The sequence below is a fragment of the Paenibacillus tyrphae genome (assembly GCF_027925525.1).
GTDB classification, from domain to species: Bacteria; Bacillota; Bacilli; order Paenibacillales; family NBRC-103111; genus Paenibacillus_G; species Paenibacillus_G tyrfis_B.
The window spans coordinates 48,943-66,928 of the sequence record NZ_BSDJ01000015.1; the positions used below are offsets into that span (position 1 = coordinate 48,943).

General features: G+C 50.0%; 11 protein-coding genes. 3 read left to right on the forward strand and 8 right to left on the reverse strand.

Translation table 11 applies throughout. The features are described 5' to 3' along the window. The first annotated feature begins 67 nt into the window (after positions 1-67). Positions 68-586, forward strand: coding sequence for a hypothetical protein (locus QMG93_RS19015; RefSeq protein ID WP_281939171.1), 519 nt, complete (start codon positions 68-70; stop codon positions 584-586). Between the two features lie 202 nt (positions 587-788). Here QMG93_RS19015 and QMG93_RS35405 read toward each other — a convergent pair whose 3' ends face one another. Then, on the reverse strand, positions 789-1,184 hold the full coding sequence (locus QMG93_RS35405; protein WP_413789311.1) for a phosphotransferase: 396 nt from the start codon (positions 1,182-1,184) through the stop codon (positions 789-791). A 2-nt stretch (positions 1,185-1,186) separates the two neighbouring features. Further along, positions 1,187-1,762, reverse strand: coding sequence for a phosphotransferase (locus QMG93_RS19020; protein WP_281939173.1), 576 nt, complete (start codon positions 1,760-1,762; stop codon positions 1,187-1,189). A gap of 708 nt (positions 1,763-2,470) precedes the next feature. Between QMG93_RS19020 and QMG93_RS19025 the strand changes: the two genes are divergently transcribed. Continuing rightward, positions 2,471-4,150, forward strand: coding sequence for a methyl-accepting chemotaxis protein (locus QMG93_RS19025; RefSeq protein ID WP_281939175.1), 1,680 nt, complete (start codon positions 2,471-2,473; stop codon positions 4,148-4,150). Between the two features lie 322 nt (positions 4,151-4,472). On the opposite strand, the gene QMG93_RS19030 is transcribed toward QMG93_RS19025, so the two are convergent. The 5 genes from QMG93_RS19030 to QMG93_RS19050 all read right to left on the reverse strand — a co-directional run bounded on the left by QMG93_RS19030 (position 4,473) and on the right by QMG93_RS19050 (position 11,498). Further along, positions 4,473-6,146: a response regulator gene (locus QMG93_RS19030; protein WP_281939178.1), complete on the reverse strand. Its 1,674-nt coding sequence runs from the start codon at positions 6,144-6,146 to the stop codon at positions 4,473-4,475. 12 nt (positions 6,147-6,158) lie between these two features. Next, a complete protein-coding gene (locus QMG93_RS19035; protein WP_281939179.1) occupies positions 6,159-7,892 on the reverse strand; it encodes a histidine kinase in 1,734 nt (577 codons plus the stop codon). Between the two features lie 38 nt (positions 7,893-7,930). Next, complete coding sequence (locus QMG93_RS19040) at positions 7,931-8,815, reverse strand: carbohydrate ABC transporter permease (RefSeq protein ID WP_281939181.1); 885 nt, start codon at positions 8,813-8,815, stop codon at positions 7,931-7,933. 31 nt (positions 8,816-8,846) lie between these two features. Then, a complete protein-coding gene (locus QMG93_RS19045; protein WP_216795516.1) occupies positions 8,847-9,707 on the reverse strand; it encodes an ABC transporter permease in 861 nt (286 codons plus the stop codon). Positions 9,708-9,854: 147 nt separating this feature from the next. After that, the gene (locus tag QMG93_RS19050; protein WP_281939183.1) at positions 9,855-11,498 is read right to left on the reverse strand and encodes an extracellular solute-binding protein; all 1,644 of its coding nucleotides are present in this window, start codon (positions 11,496-11,498) and stop codon (positions 9,855-9,857) included. Positions 11,499-11,922: 424 nt separating this feature from the next. Between QMG93_RS19050 and QMG93_RS19055 the strand changes: the two genes are divergently transcribed. After that, complete coding sequence (locus QMG93_RS19055) at positions 11,923-14,526, forward strand: DUF4855 domain-containing protein (RefSeq protein ID WP_281939185.1); 2,604 nt, start codon at positions 11,923-11,925, stop codon at positions 14,524-14,526. 107 nt (positions 14,527-14,633) lie between these two features. Here the strand turns inward: QMG93_RS19055 and QMG93_RS19060 are convergent, their stop codons facing one another. Further along, positions 14,634-17,090 carry an S-layer homology domain-containing protein gene (locus QMG93_RS19060; protein ID WP_281939187.1) on the reverse strand — a complete coding sequence of 819 codons (2,457 nt, stop codon included), beginning with the start codon at positions 17,088-17,090 and terminating at the stop codon, positions 14,634-14,636. Positions 17,091-17,986: the final 896 nt, after the last annotated feature.

A 17,986-nucleotide genomic window follows, 5' to 3' on the forward strand; every position in this document is an offset into this window, starting at 1 on the left:
TGGTTATACATATATCATAACCATGACCCCTTTTTCGAGGGGTTATTTTCATTTTTAGGAGGGACAGATGAATGAGAATCATCAAGACACAGCAAGACCTTGTCGTCTTACGACTTGCTGTGACACTTCCAGTGGAACTTCTCCTTCAGGTTGGGGCTACATCGTAGTTCTTGAAGCAGGTGACAACATTCGAGATCTTGGCAACGTGGGGTTAGACCATGAAAACGGAGGACTGCTTGGAAGTCACCCCGAGTACGTAGAAATACTCGATGTAGGTGATGGGCTCCAAACGTACAAAGTCGCCATACTGTACGATAACGACTACCTGATGACGTTCTTCACGCAGGCCGGAGCGCACGACGAGGAGGTGGAGAAATATATTCCACTTGCGCCTGGGCAAGTAAACCCACCTTTTCCTCTACTGCCGATACACATTTTGACATTGTTCTTCATCCTCCTAGGTAGTTTTCTGCATACCAAAAAGCTCACTCCATTTTCAACAAGTGGAATAAGCCTTCTAAGTGTGGTCAAGTTTGTAAAGTGTGTGTTACGAGTTACAGTTTGCGACCCTTCCCCAAAAAAGTAAACTCCCTATGCTATCACTATTACCTTAATCTGCTAATAAAGCTACTATCGAGTACTATTCCTTGTCTGATGGTGTTTACCATCACTTGTGATACGGTTCACCGCGAATGATCTTAAACTATCCTGCCCGTTCGCCCCCATGCCCCTGACGGGGCACGGCAGACTATAAAAATGTGACTCCAATACAAATTTATCGGCGGAACCTAGACGTTAGAAAAAATGTCGGACAGGTTATTCCAATTTTTCCCGAGCCAAATATTTTCTTCTTGAAATCTCTTTAGCGGACTTGAATCATTTTTCCCTTCAACCGTAACCCATTCGGCTTCTTTCCACCACGTTAACTTTATGGATCTAACCAACTTCTCCGTAGTTAGTGGCTGATATTCACGGTAACCCTTTACGAATGCACTCACTTTAACTATATGGATAGTCGAATTATCCAACGTACAGGACAGTATCGGTCGTGATATATCGAATTCAGGATAAACAACGTGCATTCTATCAAAATCAAGAATGGCAGATATTGAATCGTGCGTGAATAAAAGATTATCTACAAACAAATCCCAGTGCCCCCAGCCCCGTTCACAATTCGAAAAAATATCTAATCCGTTTCATCAATGATCTTCTTTTGTATTTCCAACGAACTGATCGTCTTATCGCATTTCATCATATTGGCATGATTCCATCTTTTATACCATGTCTCAAGCATCTCTTCTTTGCTTCGAATATCCCAATGTAAGGGATATGGATTACTGTTCGAATTTAAAATCTGATGCATCCTGCCTATGACTCTCCCAAGGGTATACGCTTGATCTTCATTTGCCGACCCTGGTGGTATAACATTGCCTTCACATAGGCTCATTAGCACGAACCGTTCTTGGCAAGGTGTCCTCAGCACATGTCTTCCTTTATTGGAAAACAGCTTGGGAGTTGGAATACCTTGCTTCTGCAAATTAGATTGATGGTTCAAAGAGGTCTCTAGACCATCAACGAAACTTTCAGGATAACGTGTCTTATTGTATTGCTTTACAAATAAACTTCCTGCATCCGTTTCGATTTTCCATTTTAGATTTAAGTAACCTTGCTCGATTGGCAAGTAATCGTAGATTTTGATCCCGAAGATATCAGAAATAGAGCTCAGAATATCATCTCTGATTAAAGAAACAGCATTGGACATTTTGTTCCCCCAATTAGGTGATTAATCATTCTCCACTAAATGGAACCCACATTCAGTTTTACTTCATAATGGCTAAAAACGCAAAAGGAGCATGCCGCGGCAGCTCCTTTTGCAATCAAACCAGAATATTTCCGATTCTTCAATCCAACGGGTCATCCAACATAGCGCTGATGACCTTCAATACCCTCTTTTGCTCGTTTACACTTCGGCCTCGGAGCATGTTCACAATTTCTTCGAGCGTAGACTCGCTTCCCTTTCTACCATCGATAGATCGAGCATGCGTAATTTTTTTCCGGAATATATCCCTTTAGGGTTTATATTCAATAAAACAAGCTCTATCGTCTCTTGGAAGATTCGACTTGCTAGTTTATGGTTTATTTAGAGTCAAAAGAAAGGACTGAACACCATTAGAGTACTGTGCATATACCCCGACGACACAGCGGCAGATATTTACGTGACCGACATTGGAGAATTTCTTCGTCTGTCCAAACTGGTAAACGGAATCACCATGGAAGGAATAAATTATGCTGTAGTCCATACCGAACTGATTGTAGAAAAAGATACTTACTACATATCCATGTCGTTAAAACATAAGCATGTGCCGTAAACTCGTTTAATCTCCCGAGGGGAAATTTTTCCCATACCAAATCTGGCCGTCATTATAATGGGTTCAGCATCAAGACTCTATACATACTGCGGGGTATACACATGATGGAAAAGAGAACATCCGGGAAGCTCAAAAACAAAGTCGTAGGCATCACACTTCTATTGCTCCTCTTAATGCTAACAACTTCGACCATTGCCACGATTTATTCCATCCGAAGCAGCATGAACACCATTCTGATTGACAAGGGAGTCGAGTTGAACAAGGAAATTGCCGATCAAGCCGAGCTGATTCTGGCGGGGAATCCGGATAGCGTCAAGAGCCTCCAAGCTCTCGTCGAGAGAAAGATCAAGGAAACCAATCTTACCTACGCAATTGTCATCGATACGAATGTGACCGCCGTCGCTCATAGCGACCCTCAGAAGATCGGCAAAGTATATAAAGATGATCCATATACCGAAGACGGAGCCAAGAACGGAAATATCAAGACAAGCGCTTTTTATGCCGATGTGCAAAAAATCTGGACTTACGATATCATGACCCCGATCTACAAGGACGGGAAGCTTTATGGCGCCATGGATATCGGCATCCCGCAGAGCGAAATCAGCCAAACTATAACCAAAATTCTGACTAATGTGGGTATCATCGTCGCCATTAGCGTGGTCCTCTTTATCGTCGTCATGCTGGTGATCTACGAGAAAGCCTTCAAACCGCTGGACCACTTGGTAGCCCTCATTCAAAAAACCAGCAAGCTGGACCTGAAAGAAGACGCCTCCTATGAGAAGCTCATGAAACGAAGCGACGAAATCGGAAGAATGACGCTCGCCATCAGTGAAATGAGAAATGCATTAAGAGAGGTTGTCGGTTCGATCAAACAAGCATCCGGCAGCGTCACCGCCACCTCCGAACATCTGACCCAGGTGTCCAACGACAACTTGGTTTCTACGACCGAACTGTCGCTTGCGATTGACAACATCGCCAAAGCAAGCGAAGAGCAAGCCAATGAAACGGAACACGGCTCCGATAAAGTATCCGATTTGGCGCGCGGCATGGGGGACATCTTGAACAGTACCTCGGAGATCGAATCGATGGTCAATCAAACGAACAGTTTATGCCATAGCGGCGTTTCGATTATTAAAGACCTGACCCTTTCTTCCGAGGAGAACAAAAGAGCTTCCGCAAATGTGGAGAGTATCGTGGTTGAGGTGGACCGCAGCTCGGTCGAGATCACAAGCATCGTCGGCACGATTTATGCTATCGCCAACCAAACCAACTTGCTCGCGCTCAATGCCTCTATCGAATCCGCCCGAGCCGGGGAAGCCGGAAGAGGCTTTGCCGTGGTAGCCGCCGAAATTCGGAAGCTCGCGGAACAAACCTCGAAAGCGACGGAGGAAATCCAGCAAAAGGTCGATACTATTCGAGGAAAATCCGAGCTGGCCGTTGCGGAAATGAAAACCAACTTGACCATTGTAGGAGAAAACGTCAAGAACGTGAACGATACCCGGGACATTTTCATGAACATCTCCGACAATCTCGGCATCCTGCAAACGAAAGTGGAAGACATCTTATCGAGCAGCAAACTCATGAAGGAAAGCAACGACAGCTTGGTCGATTTCATCCAGAGCATATCGGCAACGTCGGAAGAAACCGCCGCCAGCTCGGAGGAAATGGCTGCGATGGCCAAAGGCTATTTGCACAGCGTCGAGGTGCTTGCCAAACAAGCCGAAGATCTTAGCAAGCTTTCCACCACGTTGAACAAATATATGAATAAGTTTGAGATTTAACAAAAAATGCACCTATGCCGGATGTCCTGGGTAGGTGCATTTTTGTTCAGTTGCGTGAAGGACTTTCAGTCCGTGGAGTCGGGAGAGACCACATCCCACTTTCCAAACAGCGTCAAACCCGCCGCTTTAGCCAGCGACACGGACGCTTGGTTATCGAGCTGGCATCGGTACTGGGGTTCGTATCCCCGTTCATAGGCGTATTTGCTGATGGAACGCACCACTTTGCGGGCGTGACCTTTTCCTCTAAAGGGCGTCCGAAACTAAAAAAATCAAACCATCTCGATCAAACCAAGACGGTTTGATTTTTTTCATTTAACTATTGCTAACCAGGCATCGGGCTTCGCGTCGTGCGAAAATCCTGCGGCGTCGTCTCATTCTGCTTCTTGAAGAAGCGAATAAACGCAAGCGCCGAGTTATAGCCCAGCGCGGCCGCGATTTCATTGACCTTCATCGAGGTGTTCAAAAGCATGTCTTTCGCGATCACGTTCTTGTAATCGTTCACATATTTTGATAGCCCGATCCCGGTCATTTGCTTATACAGCCTGGATAAATACGACGGATTCAAGCCTACGTAATCCGCCAGAGCGGTGAGCGAAATATCGGTAGCGATATGCTCCTCGATATAGCGATGCACCTTATTCACCACCTCCGTCGGCAGCTGCAAGCCCCGCTGCGCGTTCCATTCGAAGATGCAATCGGCGATTTTCCAATAATATTCGACCAACTCCGGCCAGGAAGCCGAATCGTCATAGCGAAACAAAATGTCAAGGTCCACCTGCAAATTGACGTGATCGCGAATGTCCCGATATTTGTACAGATAGAACAAAAACACGGACGAGAGGGAATGGTACAGCTCACTCTTCCGCTCACAGGGCGTGTCCGGGTCGTTCCATATGGCGGTCAGCTCGACGAATAGCTTATTGAACTGCTCGCGGTGATTGTTCTCCAGACAGGTCATGAGTAGTTGTACCCGGGCGTGGAAGAATCCGTCATGATAGCTTTCCGTTTTATCGGTAAGGTCCGCCTTCTGCATGTCCTTATCGGTCATAATAACCTCGTGCAACAATCCGTGTCCTTGCATCAAGCCGTATTTGATCGAATGAAACCGGTCCGACAGACTGTTCCAAGGGATCGCCTCGCTGCCGAGCAGGAACGAGACCGACAGCCGCAGCAGTTTCTTGCACGTTTCCTGCACGGTGTCCAGAATACCGCTCGTATACCGGTGGGCTCTCATCCAATCCAGGCCGCCGGCATGACCGGACAGCTCGTCGGAAGCTTTCGGCTGGATGATCCAGACGATCTTCGAAAGCTCGAAGACGACGGAAAAGCTTCGTACCTGTGCCGATAAATACTCGTCGCAAATATTTTGCAGCGCATAGGTGAGCAGCGCCTTATCCGGCATGGTGAACATCTCTTTCCAGGCATCCACCCTTCCCATGAGCAAATACACCGGCATGGTCGCATCGAGCGGAATATCGATTTCTTTGAACGCCTGCCTGAGCTCCTCCTCCGTGACTTGCTTGCCTTGCAGGAGTCCCCACATGAACTCCTTTTGCAGCGAGGGCAAGGCCAGTCTCATCTTGGATTGCGCTCTCGCAATCATCTGTACTTGATCCTGTTCCTCTTCGATTTTCTCGATGGCCCGTTCGACGGATTGAATAATCTTTTCATCGCTTTCGACCTTCAGAATATAATCGAACCCGCCGTAGGTAATGGCGCTTCGGGCATAGTGAAAATCGTTATAGCCGGTCAGAAAAATCACCTTGCAGGCGGGCCACTGCGACTTGATTTCCCGCAGCAGCTCGATCCCTTCGATGCCGGGCATCTTAATGTCGGACACGACGATGTCGATCCGGTGATCGGACAGCACCTCAAGCGCTTCTTCGCCCGAATAAGCGCTCATCACCTCAAGCGGCAGATGGCTGGTTTGCTCGAATAGCTCAAGAAGGCCGTCGACGATAATGGGAAGATCATCCACGATCAGCAGTCGGTACATGCCATTCCCCCTTCACCTTACGCTCAGTTTGATGATGACTTGCAGCCCGCAGAGCTCCGAACGGGACACGGTTATGCCATATACTTCCCCGTAGCGCAGCTGAATTCTGCGATGGACGTTCATAAGGCCGGTCGTCTCCTCGATCCGGTTCGAGGAATAGCGCAGCTTCTTCTGAAGCAGGTCGATCTCCTCGTCCGTGATGCTTTGGCCGTTATCTTCGACATAGAGGAGAAAGTCGCCGTCCCTCCGCTCGCTATGTACCCACAATTCGCCGGGCTGAAGCATATTGCCCAACGCATGCTTATACGCATTCTCGATAATCGGCTGCAGAATGAGCCGCGGCACGTCGATCGCAGGGACATCTCCCTCGAACAAAACCTGAATCCGCTCCCCGTAGCAGATTCGTTGCATCTCGACATACGTACGGGAATGCTCCACCTCCAGCTCAAGCGGAATTTCATCCTCGTCGTTACGGGTGATGAACTGGAAGTATTGTCCAATATATAAGCAAAATTGATACGCTTTCTCCTTCTGACTCTCCGATTTAATCAGCCGGCACAGCACAAAGAAGCAATTATATAAAAAGTGAGGATTAATCTGCGATTGCAGCCGCTTCAGCTCTGAGCGCTGATTCCGGATTTGCTGCTCGTAGTTTTCCTCGATCAACGTTTTCAAGGACCGCACCGTATCATTGAACGCCCGGTACAAATACCCGAATTCATCCGCTCCGCGATCGATGAGGATCGGCTCCAGCCGGTTCTGCTGAACGCGGCGGAAGGAATGCACCAGCTTCATCAATGGCCGGTAAATAAACCGCAATAGAAAGTAAGTAAAAAACATGACGATGCAAACGGCCAGCGCGCACGCCCACCAGAACAACGTCCGATACATCTGCAGCGAGCCCAGAACCATCTCTTCCGGGATGCAGGTAATCGAATACGAATTCCAGAAATTGGAATATTTATACACCACAAGATACCTTTTATGGTCATGTACGATCGTTTCATGGCCTTCCTCGGATTGCAATTCCCGCTTTTCCAAGGCAAAAGACTTCATTCGCTGAAGCAACGCCGGGTCCATCCCCGTCTCCATGCTCCACCCCAGCTCCAAATTCAGCAGAACGCTCTGCCCGCCCCGCGTCCGGCCGATTTGCGCGAGCGTTTCCTTGATCTTCGCCGCCGACAGCTCGACCCCCAGAATATATAGCGGGCTTCGGGCCGTATTTCCGGGATATGGCATCGTAATGAACAGCCGGTCGTTCCAGTAAATGAACGGCGCTTCATACAGCTTCGCATTTTGCTGCATCGCCGTATATTCCTCCGGGTCCAGACGGGTTTCATAATCGTTGCTGAGAATGCTGCGCTTGAGGAGCGGAACGTAGGCCTTCGCTTCTTCGATAAAAGGGCTTGAATTTTTCATCAGCTCAAGCCGCCGCTGAATATCCAATATTTTACGCGTCCGCTCGTACGGGCTCATGTCATTTCCGGTTGCCGCAAGCTCCATCAGATCCGTATCCATTACATAGTTGGGCAAATAACGGCTGATGCGATCCGCTTCCTTATCCAGCGAGTCCATATAAAACCGCGTCGTATTCAGAACCGACTCCGTGATCTCGCTGCGGATATTGTCCGAGCCCTTCTCGTTGATCGTCCAAGTAATCGCCATCAGCGGCAGCAAAGCCGCCAGAAAAGCGGCCATCACCTTCTTGAATATCGAGGAATCACGCAAAAAGAATAAGCAGTTCATCGTATGTTCTCCTCTAATGCCTGCAGACCGCTTCGCTATTATCCTTTTACACTCCCCATGACGATTCCTTTAATGAACAGCTTCTGCAAGAACGGATACACCACCAGGATGGGAAAGGCCGCTACGAAAATTTGCGCCGCTCTGCTCGTTCGGTCGGACAGCTTAAGCATCAATTCGGCATTCTCCGCTTTAATAAAGCGGAAATCCATCTTGATAATAACCGTCTGTAAAAACGTTTGCAGCGGATAATTTTCAGTATGATTCATATACAGCATTCCGTCAAACCAACTGTTCCAATGACCGACCATCGTGAACAGTCCCGTCGTGGCCAAGGCAGGCAAGGAAAGCGGCACGTAGATTTTCCATAAGGTCGTAAAATGGCCTGCGCCGTCGATCCGTGACGATTCCTCCAGCTCCTTCGGCAAATTGCGATAGAAATTGAGCAGCAGGATGACATTGAACACCGGAACGGCTGTCGGCAAGACCAACGCCCAGATGCTGTCGATCAAGTTCAGCGATTTTATCGTGAGAAAAGTGGGAATCAGACCGCCGCTGAACAGGATCGTAAAGACGAAGAACCAGGCGTAAAACGTTCGCAGCCGGAATTGCCGAGGCTCCTTGGACAACGGATAAGCCGTGAGAATCGTCAAAAACATGCTGAGGGTCGTTCCCAGCACGACGCGCTGGACCGATACCCAGAACGCCCGCAAATATTCGGGCTTGCCGAACACGTTATTGTAGGCGGCCGTCGTAAACTCGACCGGCCACAGCGTGACCTTGCCGGCCGCGGCGGCCGTGCCGGAGCTGAACGAAATCGCCAAAATATGAATGATCGGCATCAGGCATAGGAACGACAGAAGCGCCAGGAAAATGTAGTTGCACGCGATAAATAGTTTGCGGCCCAAGGATGTCTTTATCGCCACGGTAGGCCTCCTTTCTGATAACGGACGAAGCTTAGAAAATCCGGTAATTCGCTACGCGATAGGCGAGTACATAGGAAATGGCGATCAAGATGAACGATACGACGGACTTCAACAGACCTACCGCCGTGGCGAAGCCGAACTGCGCCTGCTGCACCCCCATGCGATAGACGAAGGTGTCGATAATGTCCGCGCTTTCATAGACCGGCGGGCTGTACAGGTTGAAGATTTGCTCGAAGCCGGCATTCAGGACGTTCCCGATATTCAGCGTCAGCATCAGAATGACGATCGGCATCATGCCGGGTAACGTAATATGGAAGGTTTGCTTCCATCGCCCCGCGCCGTCGATTTCCGCCGCTTCATAGAGCGACGGGTTGATGTTGGTTAACGCCGCCAGATATACAATCGTGCCGAAGCCGAATTCCTTCCATACATCCGACAGCACCATCGCATACGGAAACCAGGCATTGCTTCCCAAGAAAAAGATAGGCTGGATACCGAATAGACCCAGAAATTGATTGAGAATGCCGGACGATGGAGACAACACATCGACCAAGATCCCGCTTAACAGCACCCACGATAAAAAGTGAGGCAAGTAGACGAGCGTCTGGAACGTCCGTTTGATCCATTCTCTCCGCAGCTCGTTCAGCAGGATCGCCACCGTGATCGGCACGACCAGACCGGCGATGATTTTCATCACTGCAATATAGACGGTATTGAAGAAAATACGCCCGATATCAGGATAATCGATCAATAATTGAAAGTTTTTCATCCCGATGAAGGGTGAGCCGAACAAGCCTCTGTTCGGGATATATTTCTGGAATGCCATGATGAGGCCCGCCATGGGAACATAGCTGAATATCACCACCAGCACGATTCCCGGAATCAGCATCATATGCAGAGGCCACTCCCGCCTCCACATCCGTGTCAGTCCATTCACGCCATTCACCTCGCGTATGCCTAAAGATGTTGTTGCGGCACCATGAAAAAAAAGAGGGAGGGACGGTGTACGCCCGATCCCTCGATTCGCCCGGTATAGCCGTTATTTCTTCGTCTTGTACCACTCGTTCACTTCTTTGGTCATGGCATCGCCACCAAGCTTCTTCCACTCTTCCACAAATTTATCGAATTCATCGACCGATACTTGATTCATAATGATTTTAAAATAGACCTCGTCCCGCTTCTTGAGCAAAATTTCCTGTCTTTCGGCCATGGTCGGCGTCGGTGCGCCATAAAATTTGTTTTGCAGATACTGCTTGTTCTTCTGGATGGGCGGAATAAGCGAATACACACCATTCGGACCGGAAATCAGATATTCCCACCACATGCTCGTATCGCCGTTCACATACTTCATCGCACGCTCATATCGCGTTTTCTGGTCCTTCGACTCCAGAATACCCGTATCCTTATTGGCAATCGCTTTAGGCAGCACTTCGCCGTTGTTGTCGATTTGCTTGCCGACGCGAAGCGGATTGATCAGCCAGTAATTGTTGCCCTTCTCTTTGCGGTCTTTCCCGAACTCGTACACCTTCTGCTCTTCGGTCGGGTGGTTGTCGACAGCGATCCATTGGTTCAGCAGCTTGATGACGCCTTCCGAATGCTTCGCTTTCTTGGAGACGACGTAATATTCGTCCACGCCCAGCCCGATTTGCGATAAAGCCGGGTTGCTGTCCACCGTCGGAATCGGGAACGCGCCCCACTCCTGCACCACTTTTCCGTCCTTCACGGCGCCTTTGACGAGCTGGGCCGGCGTCCACGATGCGCCATAGACCATCCCGATGCCGTTGCTGTAGATGAGCTCAGCCTCTTTCTCCGCATCCTTCACCGCGAATTCGGGATCGATCAACCCTTTCTTGAACATGTCCTGTAGTGCCGCCAGCGCCTGCTTCACCTGCGGCTGAATATCGCTGTTGACCAGCCCGCCCTTGCCATCCTCGATCCAAATATTTTCATAGGCATGGTATCCGTTCAGGAAAGCCCGTAGTCCCGTGACCCCGGTTTCAATATTAAAAGGATTTTTGCTGATCGCGAGTCCGTACGGCTTCCCCGTACCGCCGGGATCTTTGGTTTTAAAAGCCTCGGCGATCGTCATCATGTCTGCCATCGTCTTCGGCTCGGGCAAATTCAGCTTCTTCAGCCAATCCGTACGCACATACAGGAACTGGTAATTGTACGGATTATAGGTGTTCGGAATCGCCATCAGTTTATTGTCGAACATGGCCGTCTTCATCTGCATGCCGCCGTCCATCGTCAGATACTTCTTCGTTTCGTCCGTGGCATACTTGTTGTACACTTCCGTCAGGTCCATGATCATATCGGCTTCGGTCAGCTCTTTCAATTGCGTCGCGTTTACCGGGAAGAAGTCCGGAAGATCGCCGGATGCGATCGTGATTTTGACCTTTTCCTTGAATTGGCTCGTATCGGCTACCCACTTGTTGGTCACTTTGACGCCAATGTCTTTTTCGTACGCATCATACACGGCGTTCTTGGTAAAGTTCTCGCCTTCGTCGAACTTCAGATATTGATCGCTTGGCGAAACCGTCGAAACCTCAATCACACCGTTTCCTTGGCCGGACGCCGCGTTATCCGCTTTGTTTTCCGATTCGTTTGTGTTGTTGCTGCATGCCGTAACCGCCAGGCTCATCGCCAATGCGGCGAACGAAAGCGTCTTCGTTGTCTTCTTCATGCTACCCCTCCAACTTATGTTACAAGTCTCCGGTTGTCTTTCTCCGAGTGTTTCCTTCAGTATGGATAATGCCACCTTCATAGTTCAAGTATAGGCAGGGGACGCGCCTTCAACCATATACTACTCTTTACTTTCGTATACACCTCTTGACGTGGCCGTGCCTTGTACGGAAGCAAACAAGTAAACAATTGTATACAAAAGTCATAACTTATCTCTTTGAAAAAATGCCCAAATTTCTTATTCTTACAGTAAGAAGATTCCTGCATGCGTCAAGCGTTAACCGCGAAGGAATCGTCAGGAAAGGAGGCTCTGCCGCATGAATGGACCCGAGGCTTGAACGAAACGTCTCCTGTAAGCTGGATTCGAACGTGATCTATTCAGAGCTTGATGCTGCATTAACTCAACGTTGGAAGGAGCGGGATTTATGGGATTGAAAATAAAATGGACAGCCGTCGTCATGACCGCCGTCATGATGTTATCACAGATCTCCGCCGTGCAAGCGGAAGAGGCGAAGCCTAAGGAACGTAACCTCGCTTTAGGGTTGAATTATACATGGTCGGAAGCACCGGAAGCGGCCCATCCGGATACTAACCGGAAGCTGACCGACGGAAAATATGGCGCATTGGATATGTCGGACCCGGCGTGGGTAGGGCATGTGCAGAAGAAGACGCGCGAGGTCGTGTTCGATCTGGGCGAGCGAAAGTCGATCTCGAAAGTTAAAGCGCATTTCCTGCAGGATTGGCCGACGAACTCGATTCTTGTACCGTTGTCGGTGTCGATGTATGCCTCTGACGACAGCCAAAATTGGGGAGCGCTTTCACACAAAGCTACCCAGCTTCTCTGGGGAGACGGTCCTCCAAGACAAGAGACCTTCGAATGGGACGGAAGCCGGGACGGCATCCAAAGCGACAAAACCGTTACGGGGATGGTTTACACCCGCTATGTGAAAGTCGCGTTCCCGATGCATACCCGGGCTTGGAGCCTCGTCGATGAAGTGGAGATTTGGGGCACGGATGGAAAGGTAGCAGGAGCGGTAACGGTGCCTCCCGATCAAGTGGGCTTCTTAAAGCCGGGAGAAGCGACAGCCGGCATCAACCACTTGGGCTTGCTGTACAACGGGCATTACAAGGATAATCTGGGCGATTGGACGAAAGAACGGATCATTCCCAACATCAGCTATGTGAATCAGGCCGGGCAGCCGGTGGATCGGCTGTTTGACGGCGTGCTGTTTCTCGGTCTCACATCGCCGGCCGGCCGGGGCTACGACGGAAAAGCCAATCTCGAAGATTGGCAGTGGTATCTGAATAAGACTTTCGCCACAACCGGCGACATGCAGCAGCTTAACGAAGCGACCAAGGAAGTCGGGGCCAAGCTGGGGCAGCCGAATTATAAGGAGAAGGTCGTCCTGATGATTCCGGACCCGGGAGAGTACTTGAACGATTTCGGCGTCGTGAACGGAGAGTCTTTAAGCTTTAACGCTTCGGCGGTCGGAGAAGCGAAGGCGTTCGCCAACCGGGAAAAAGCGATCCAATGGTGGCTCGATCAAGTGAAGCAAAAATGGGAAGCAGCTCGGTACTCCAATCTGGAGCTTGTCGGCATGTACTGGCTGGAAGAGCAGATCAGCACCAGCGCGAAGGGACCGGACTTGCTTCGTTCGACGAGTGCCAAGGTTCATAACAACGGCCTGAAGTTTTTCTGGATTCCGCATTTCTTGGCTTACAAGAGCTTTATGTGGAAGGATGTCGGTATTGATGCCGTCAATTTCCAGCCGAACTATTTCTTCGAGGAAATGGGCTATGACCGTCTGGAGGATGCCGCAAACACCGCCAAGCGGTACGGGATGTCCAACGAGCTGGAGTTCGACGATCGCATGCTGACGGATAGCGTATTCCGCGACCGGTATATCGATTATTTGAACAGCGGTGTAGAAACCGGCTTGTTGCAGGAAGGCTTCAAAGCATATTACCAAGGCAACAATGCCGTATACAATACGGCGGTGAGCGCCGATCCGACCAACCGTGTGATGTACGACTGGCTGTATCAATTCGTCAAAGGAACGTATGTCAAAAACACGGCCGTCGCGCCGGAAGCCGAAGTGCAAATGAACGGGAAAACGATTCAAAGCAAAGCCCTCGTGCCGGATACGGAGCCTGTTCAGTTTGCCTGGAAGCCGAAAAGCAATGACGGCAGCGGGCTGACGAAGGTCACCGCTACGTTTGACGGCAAGCCTTACACGGAAGGAACCGTCATGAATCTGGCAGGCAAGCTTGGGAAGCACGAGCTGATCGTCACCGTGATTGCGGCGGGCAAATCCCGGAAAACTTCTTACGTGATCGAAGCGTCCACCAGTGCAGCAGCCATGAAACAATTAGCCGACCGTTTCGCGGCGGAAAACCAGATCACGAATGCCAAAGCGGCTCGCGCGCTCATCAAAGATCTGGAAATGATGACCCACCTCGAAGGGTCCAATCCAACAAAGTTTATCGATTTTCTGAAAGTATTTAACGCCCGGCTGGACCGTGTAAAGGAAGAGCATATGATTACCGATACGGCGTACAATACGCTCAAGGAAGGCGTCTATTACCTGATCGGCAATCTGGCGGAAAATAAAAAGGCCGAAGCCTCTTCGGTAGAAGGCGACAAGCCCGGCTATGCCGCCGAGAAAGCGGTCGATGGCTCCCCTGTTACGAGATGGGCGAGCGAATACAGGGACAATACGTGGTTCCAGGTCGATCTCGGCGCGCCGACGGACATCGATACGGTGAGAATCGATTGGGAATACGCCCGGGCGAACACGTTCCAGCTGCTAGTTTCGAACGATAAGCAGAACTGGACCAACGTGACGCAGGAGAATGGCGGCATCATTACGGCAACGGATGGGAAACAAACGGTTCATTTTAACCCGGTCCAAGCCAGATACGTGAAATTCCAAGGCATTCAAAGAGCGACGGATTACGGATACTCCTTCTATGAGTTTGGCGTGTACAGCCTTTCCGGAGCCAAAAAGTTAGCGTCGTTCGACGAGTAGTAAACGAAATGCAGGGGAGCGTGCTCCCCTGCATTTTTCGTTATTCGGTATAAAGAACAACCATCGACGACATGGATCGTCGCCAATGGTTGTCCAGGATAGCTTGCTTACTTGTCGATCAGATTGGTTGTCTTGAGCAATCTTGCGATTAATGCCGTTACTTCAGCGCGCGTCATATTCGACTGCGGGCTAAGAAGCTGCGGTCCATTGCCTTGCACGATTCCCGCTTCAATCATCAGAGCGATATCCTCTCTCGCCCAAGCAGATACCTTTTTCGCATCTTCATACTTCGCCAGCAGAGCATCGGTCTGCTCCTGACTCAGCGCGGCTTTCGTCTCGATCAATTTGTAAGCCCGGGCGATCATCGCCATGCCCTGCTCTCTCGTGATTTGACGGTCGCCGTAGAAGTTGCCATCCTCGTAGCCGCGGACGATATCGAACTCGTTCGCAATCGCTACGGAGCTGCGGTACCAAGCGGAATCCGAAACGTCAGGGAACTTGTTCTGCGGTGCATTTTGACGCTTCAAACCAAGACCAGCCACGACAATCTCCGAGAACTCGGAGCGCGTTACGTTGCGATCCGGCGAAAACGTATTGTTCCCGGTTCCGGCAAGGTCAAGTCTCGCCGCAATATTGTTCACGTCCGCTTTGCCCCAGTGGCTCTTCACGTCATCGAAATCTTGCGGATTCCAGATGACCGAGTAGGAGCCGTTGCTGCGCAAGTCTTTAATCAATGCATAATAACGGCTGTTGATCTTCGTTACAACCGTCGGCACATGGAACACGCTGCCGTCCGGATTGACGATAACACCTGTCGTAATGCGGTTCGGATCGATGCCCTCCGGCAGCGCGATGTACTTCGCCGCGTATCCGTCCAATTGCCCCGCTCTTACCATCTTGCCATCATGCGTGAAAGTCATATCCAGATCGACCGGAGTGACCAACAGTTCGTAGCCTTCCGCCGCCGCTTTGTTCTTGGCGTTGGTAATCAACGTGTCCGAAGAACGGGCGATCTCGATATGAACGGCAATATCGCCGAGCGCTGCGTTGCCCAACTGCTTGGACACCGCGCTCAAATCCATTTTTCCGCCTGGAACTGGGTAGATCGCCAGCGGATTGCTGATTTCGAGGCTTGATCCCTTATCGGCGAGCTGCTTCACAGCTCCTGCCGTCAATCCGTCTACCTTCATATCGCCATCTTTCGAAGAATGAATCGCAAGCTTCTGTCCGTTACCTTGCGACAACGCTTTGTTCAGCTTGTCCAAATCCACTTGAACCGAAGTCACCTTGCGATCTCCCGAGGTGGATTCTTTCCCCGTTGCAAACGTATCGCCTTTACCGTTCACCGAGGTTTCGATTCCCGAGCCATTCGGTGTTGTTGAAGCTCCGGACGAAGACGAACCTGTAGAGGTTGAAGGCGTCGTGGTGCTTCCGCCGCTGCTGCTATCCGAGTCTCCGCTGTCGCTAGATTCTCTTGTAATCGTCAACGTATATTCCGTTACATGGCCTTTGGCGTCCGTAACCTTTACAACAATCGTGTTCGTTCCTACATTTAAAGGCAGATTACCGCTTACCGCGCCATTAGCAGCTTCCTGCCAAGGGCCATTATTGACCGAGATTTCAATCTTGGCGTTCGGATCAAGCGGCAACGAGCTTACCGTCACGCTGTAGACGCTATTCGTTACGGAAGCCGTATACTTGGTCGTGCTTCCATTAAACGCCGGCGATAATCCGATCGGCGTTCCGTTCCAGCTATTTAGCTGCAGTCCCGTCAAGGAGGAACGATCTGCAGTGTTAACCGTCAGTTCTTTACTTACGGTGCTGGACTTCCCGTCTTTCTCAGCCGTTACTTTCACCGTGTAGTTGCCATCGGCCAAATTGACTTCCGGGATATAGCTCCAGTTGCCATACGTGTCGGCCGTAACCGTCCCTGTAATCCCATCCGCGATGTTGACCGTAACCTTGGAACCTGGCGCTGCTGTTCCTTTGAATACCGGCTTAGACACCGTTACAGTCCCGCTGGCCGGCTCCGTAATTTCCAATACCGGTTCCCCGACCGAAGTCCGAATCGTAGTGGCTGGGCTAATGGCAGACGCCATCTGCGTCGCTGTCGCTTTCACCCGCGTCACAAACGTATGGTCGGTGCCTGGTGTCAGTCCGTTAAAGGTTGGACTATCCTGCCAAGTTAACCCGCCGTCCATACTGTATTCCTGACCGCTGACTGGTTGCAGTGTAATGCTCGTAGGCGTCACGCTGCTTGCTGCTGGTGCACTCGGTGCGGCCGGTCCATCCCCTTTCGTAACCACTGCCGTTGCCAGACTCGTTACGCTGCCTACCGCATGCTTACCATCGGCGGTGACCGTCAGGGTGATGGTCGCGCCTAGGTCGTCTGCGGTTAACGTGTAGCTTGAACCCGTCGCATTCGTGATGGCGACTCCGTTTCGGTACCACTGATAGGTCGGCACATTACCTGTCGTGTCCGGCGTATACGTGATTCCCGTTACGTTCGCCGTCAGCGTCTGACCCGCCTTGGCAATGCCATCGATTGTTACGCTGCCCCCCATTACTGGAAGAAGTTTGATATCTTTTGTGGTAGTGATGATGTTGCGAATGACACCGGAATTATACTCGACAATAACTCCTGGATCTTTATATGCGCTAGAGCCACCGTGAGTATTATTTACGCCTAAGTAACGTACTGTAGTATTATTGGTGTCTAGCAGAAGCGTAAGATGAACGTAGTCGTTTCCATTAAAGTAATAATAAGGAGGTGATTCAAGATTTGTATGCAGACCGTTGTTTGATACATAATGCGTCGCGCTATCACTAGAAGTGCTCCAACTAGGTGCTGTAGTTGCGGTAGCGCCAATAAAGCTTATAAAGTACCAGCCTCCTGTAAAGGGACTCTTAAATTCTTTAAACATACTGGAAATTGCCAACATTTCTGCAGCACCAGCATCACCTGCTGTTGGTTCTACAAGATGTCCGTTATTGTTCGTTGCAGCAGTCACAGCATCGTAAAAAGTCATGGTACTCTGTCTTGCCACATATACAAAATGGCGTCCATTGTAGGTACGCACAGAGGTTTTTCCATCGGTCAATGGTGCCCCTGGCGTTACATTTACTGTGACACTTTGGGTTTGCCCTGAAACTTGTGTAAATGTCATATTTCGAATTACAGCTTGAATATCTTCATAAGTATTGCCACTTGAAAAATTGAACACTCTATTCGTAGGTGTAGATTTGTCAGAAACAATGCCACTAATGTTTATGCCATTCGTTAACTCGGTAATACCGCTTGAAAGAGCTCCAACAGCAATTGAGCCACTATTGACCGCCACAGTAAAGTATCCGCCTTTTGCATCCACGACGCCTGTGCTTCCAAATGCAGCGTTTGGCAGCTGATAGGTTACTTCGGTTACTTTAACAGGAATACCAAGATCAAGTGTTGGTGTTGCCG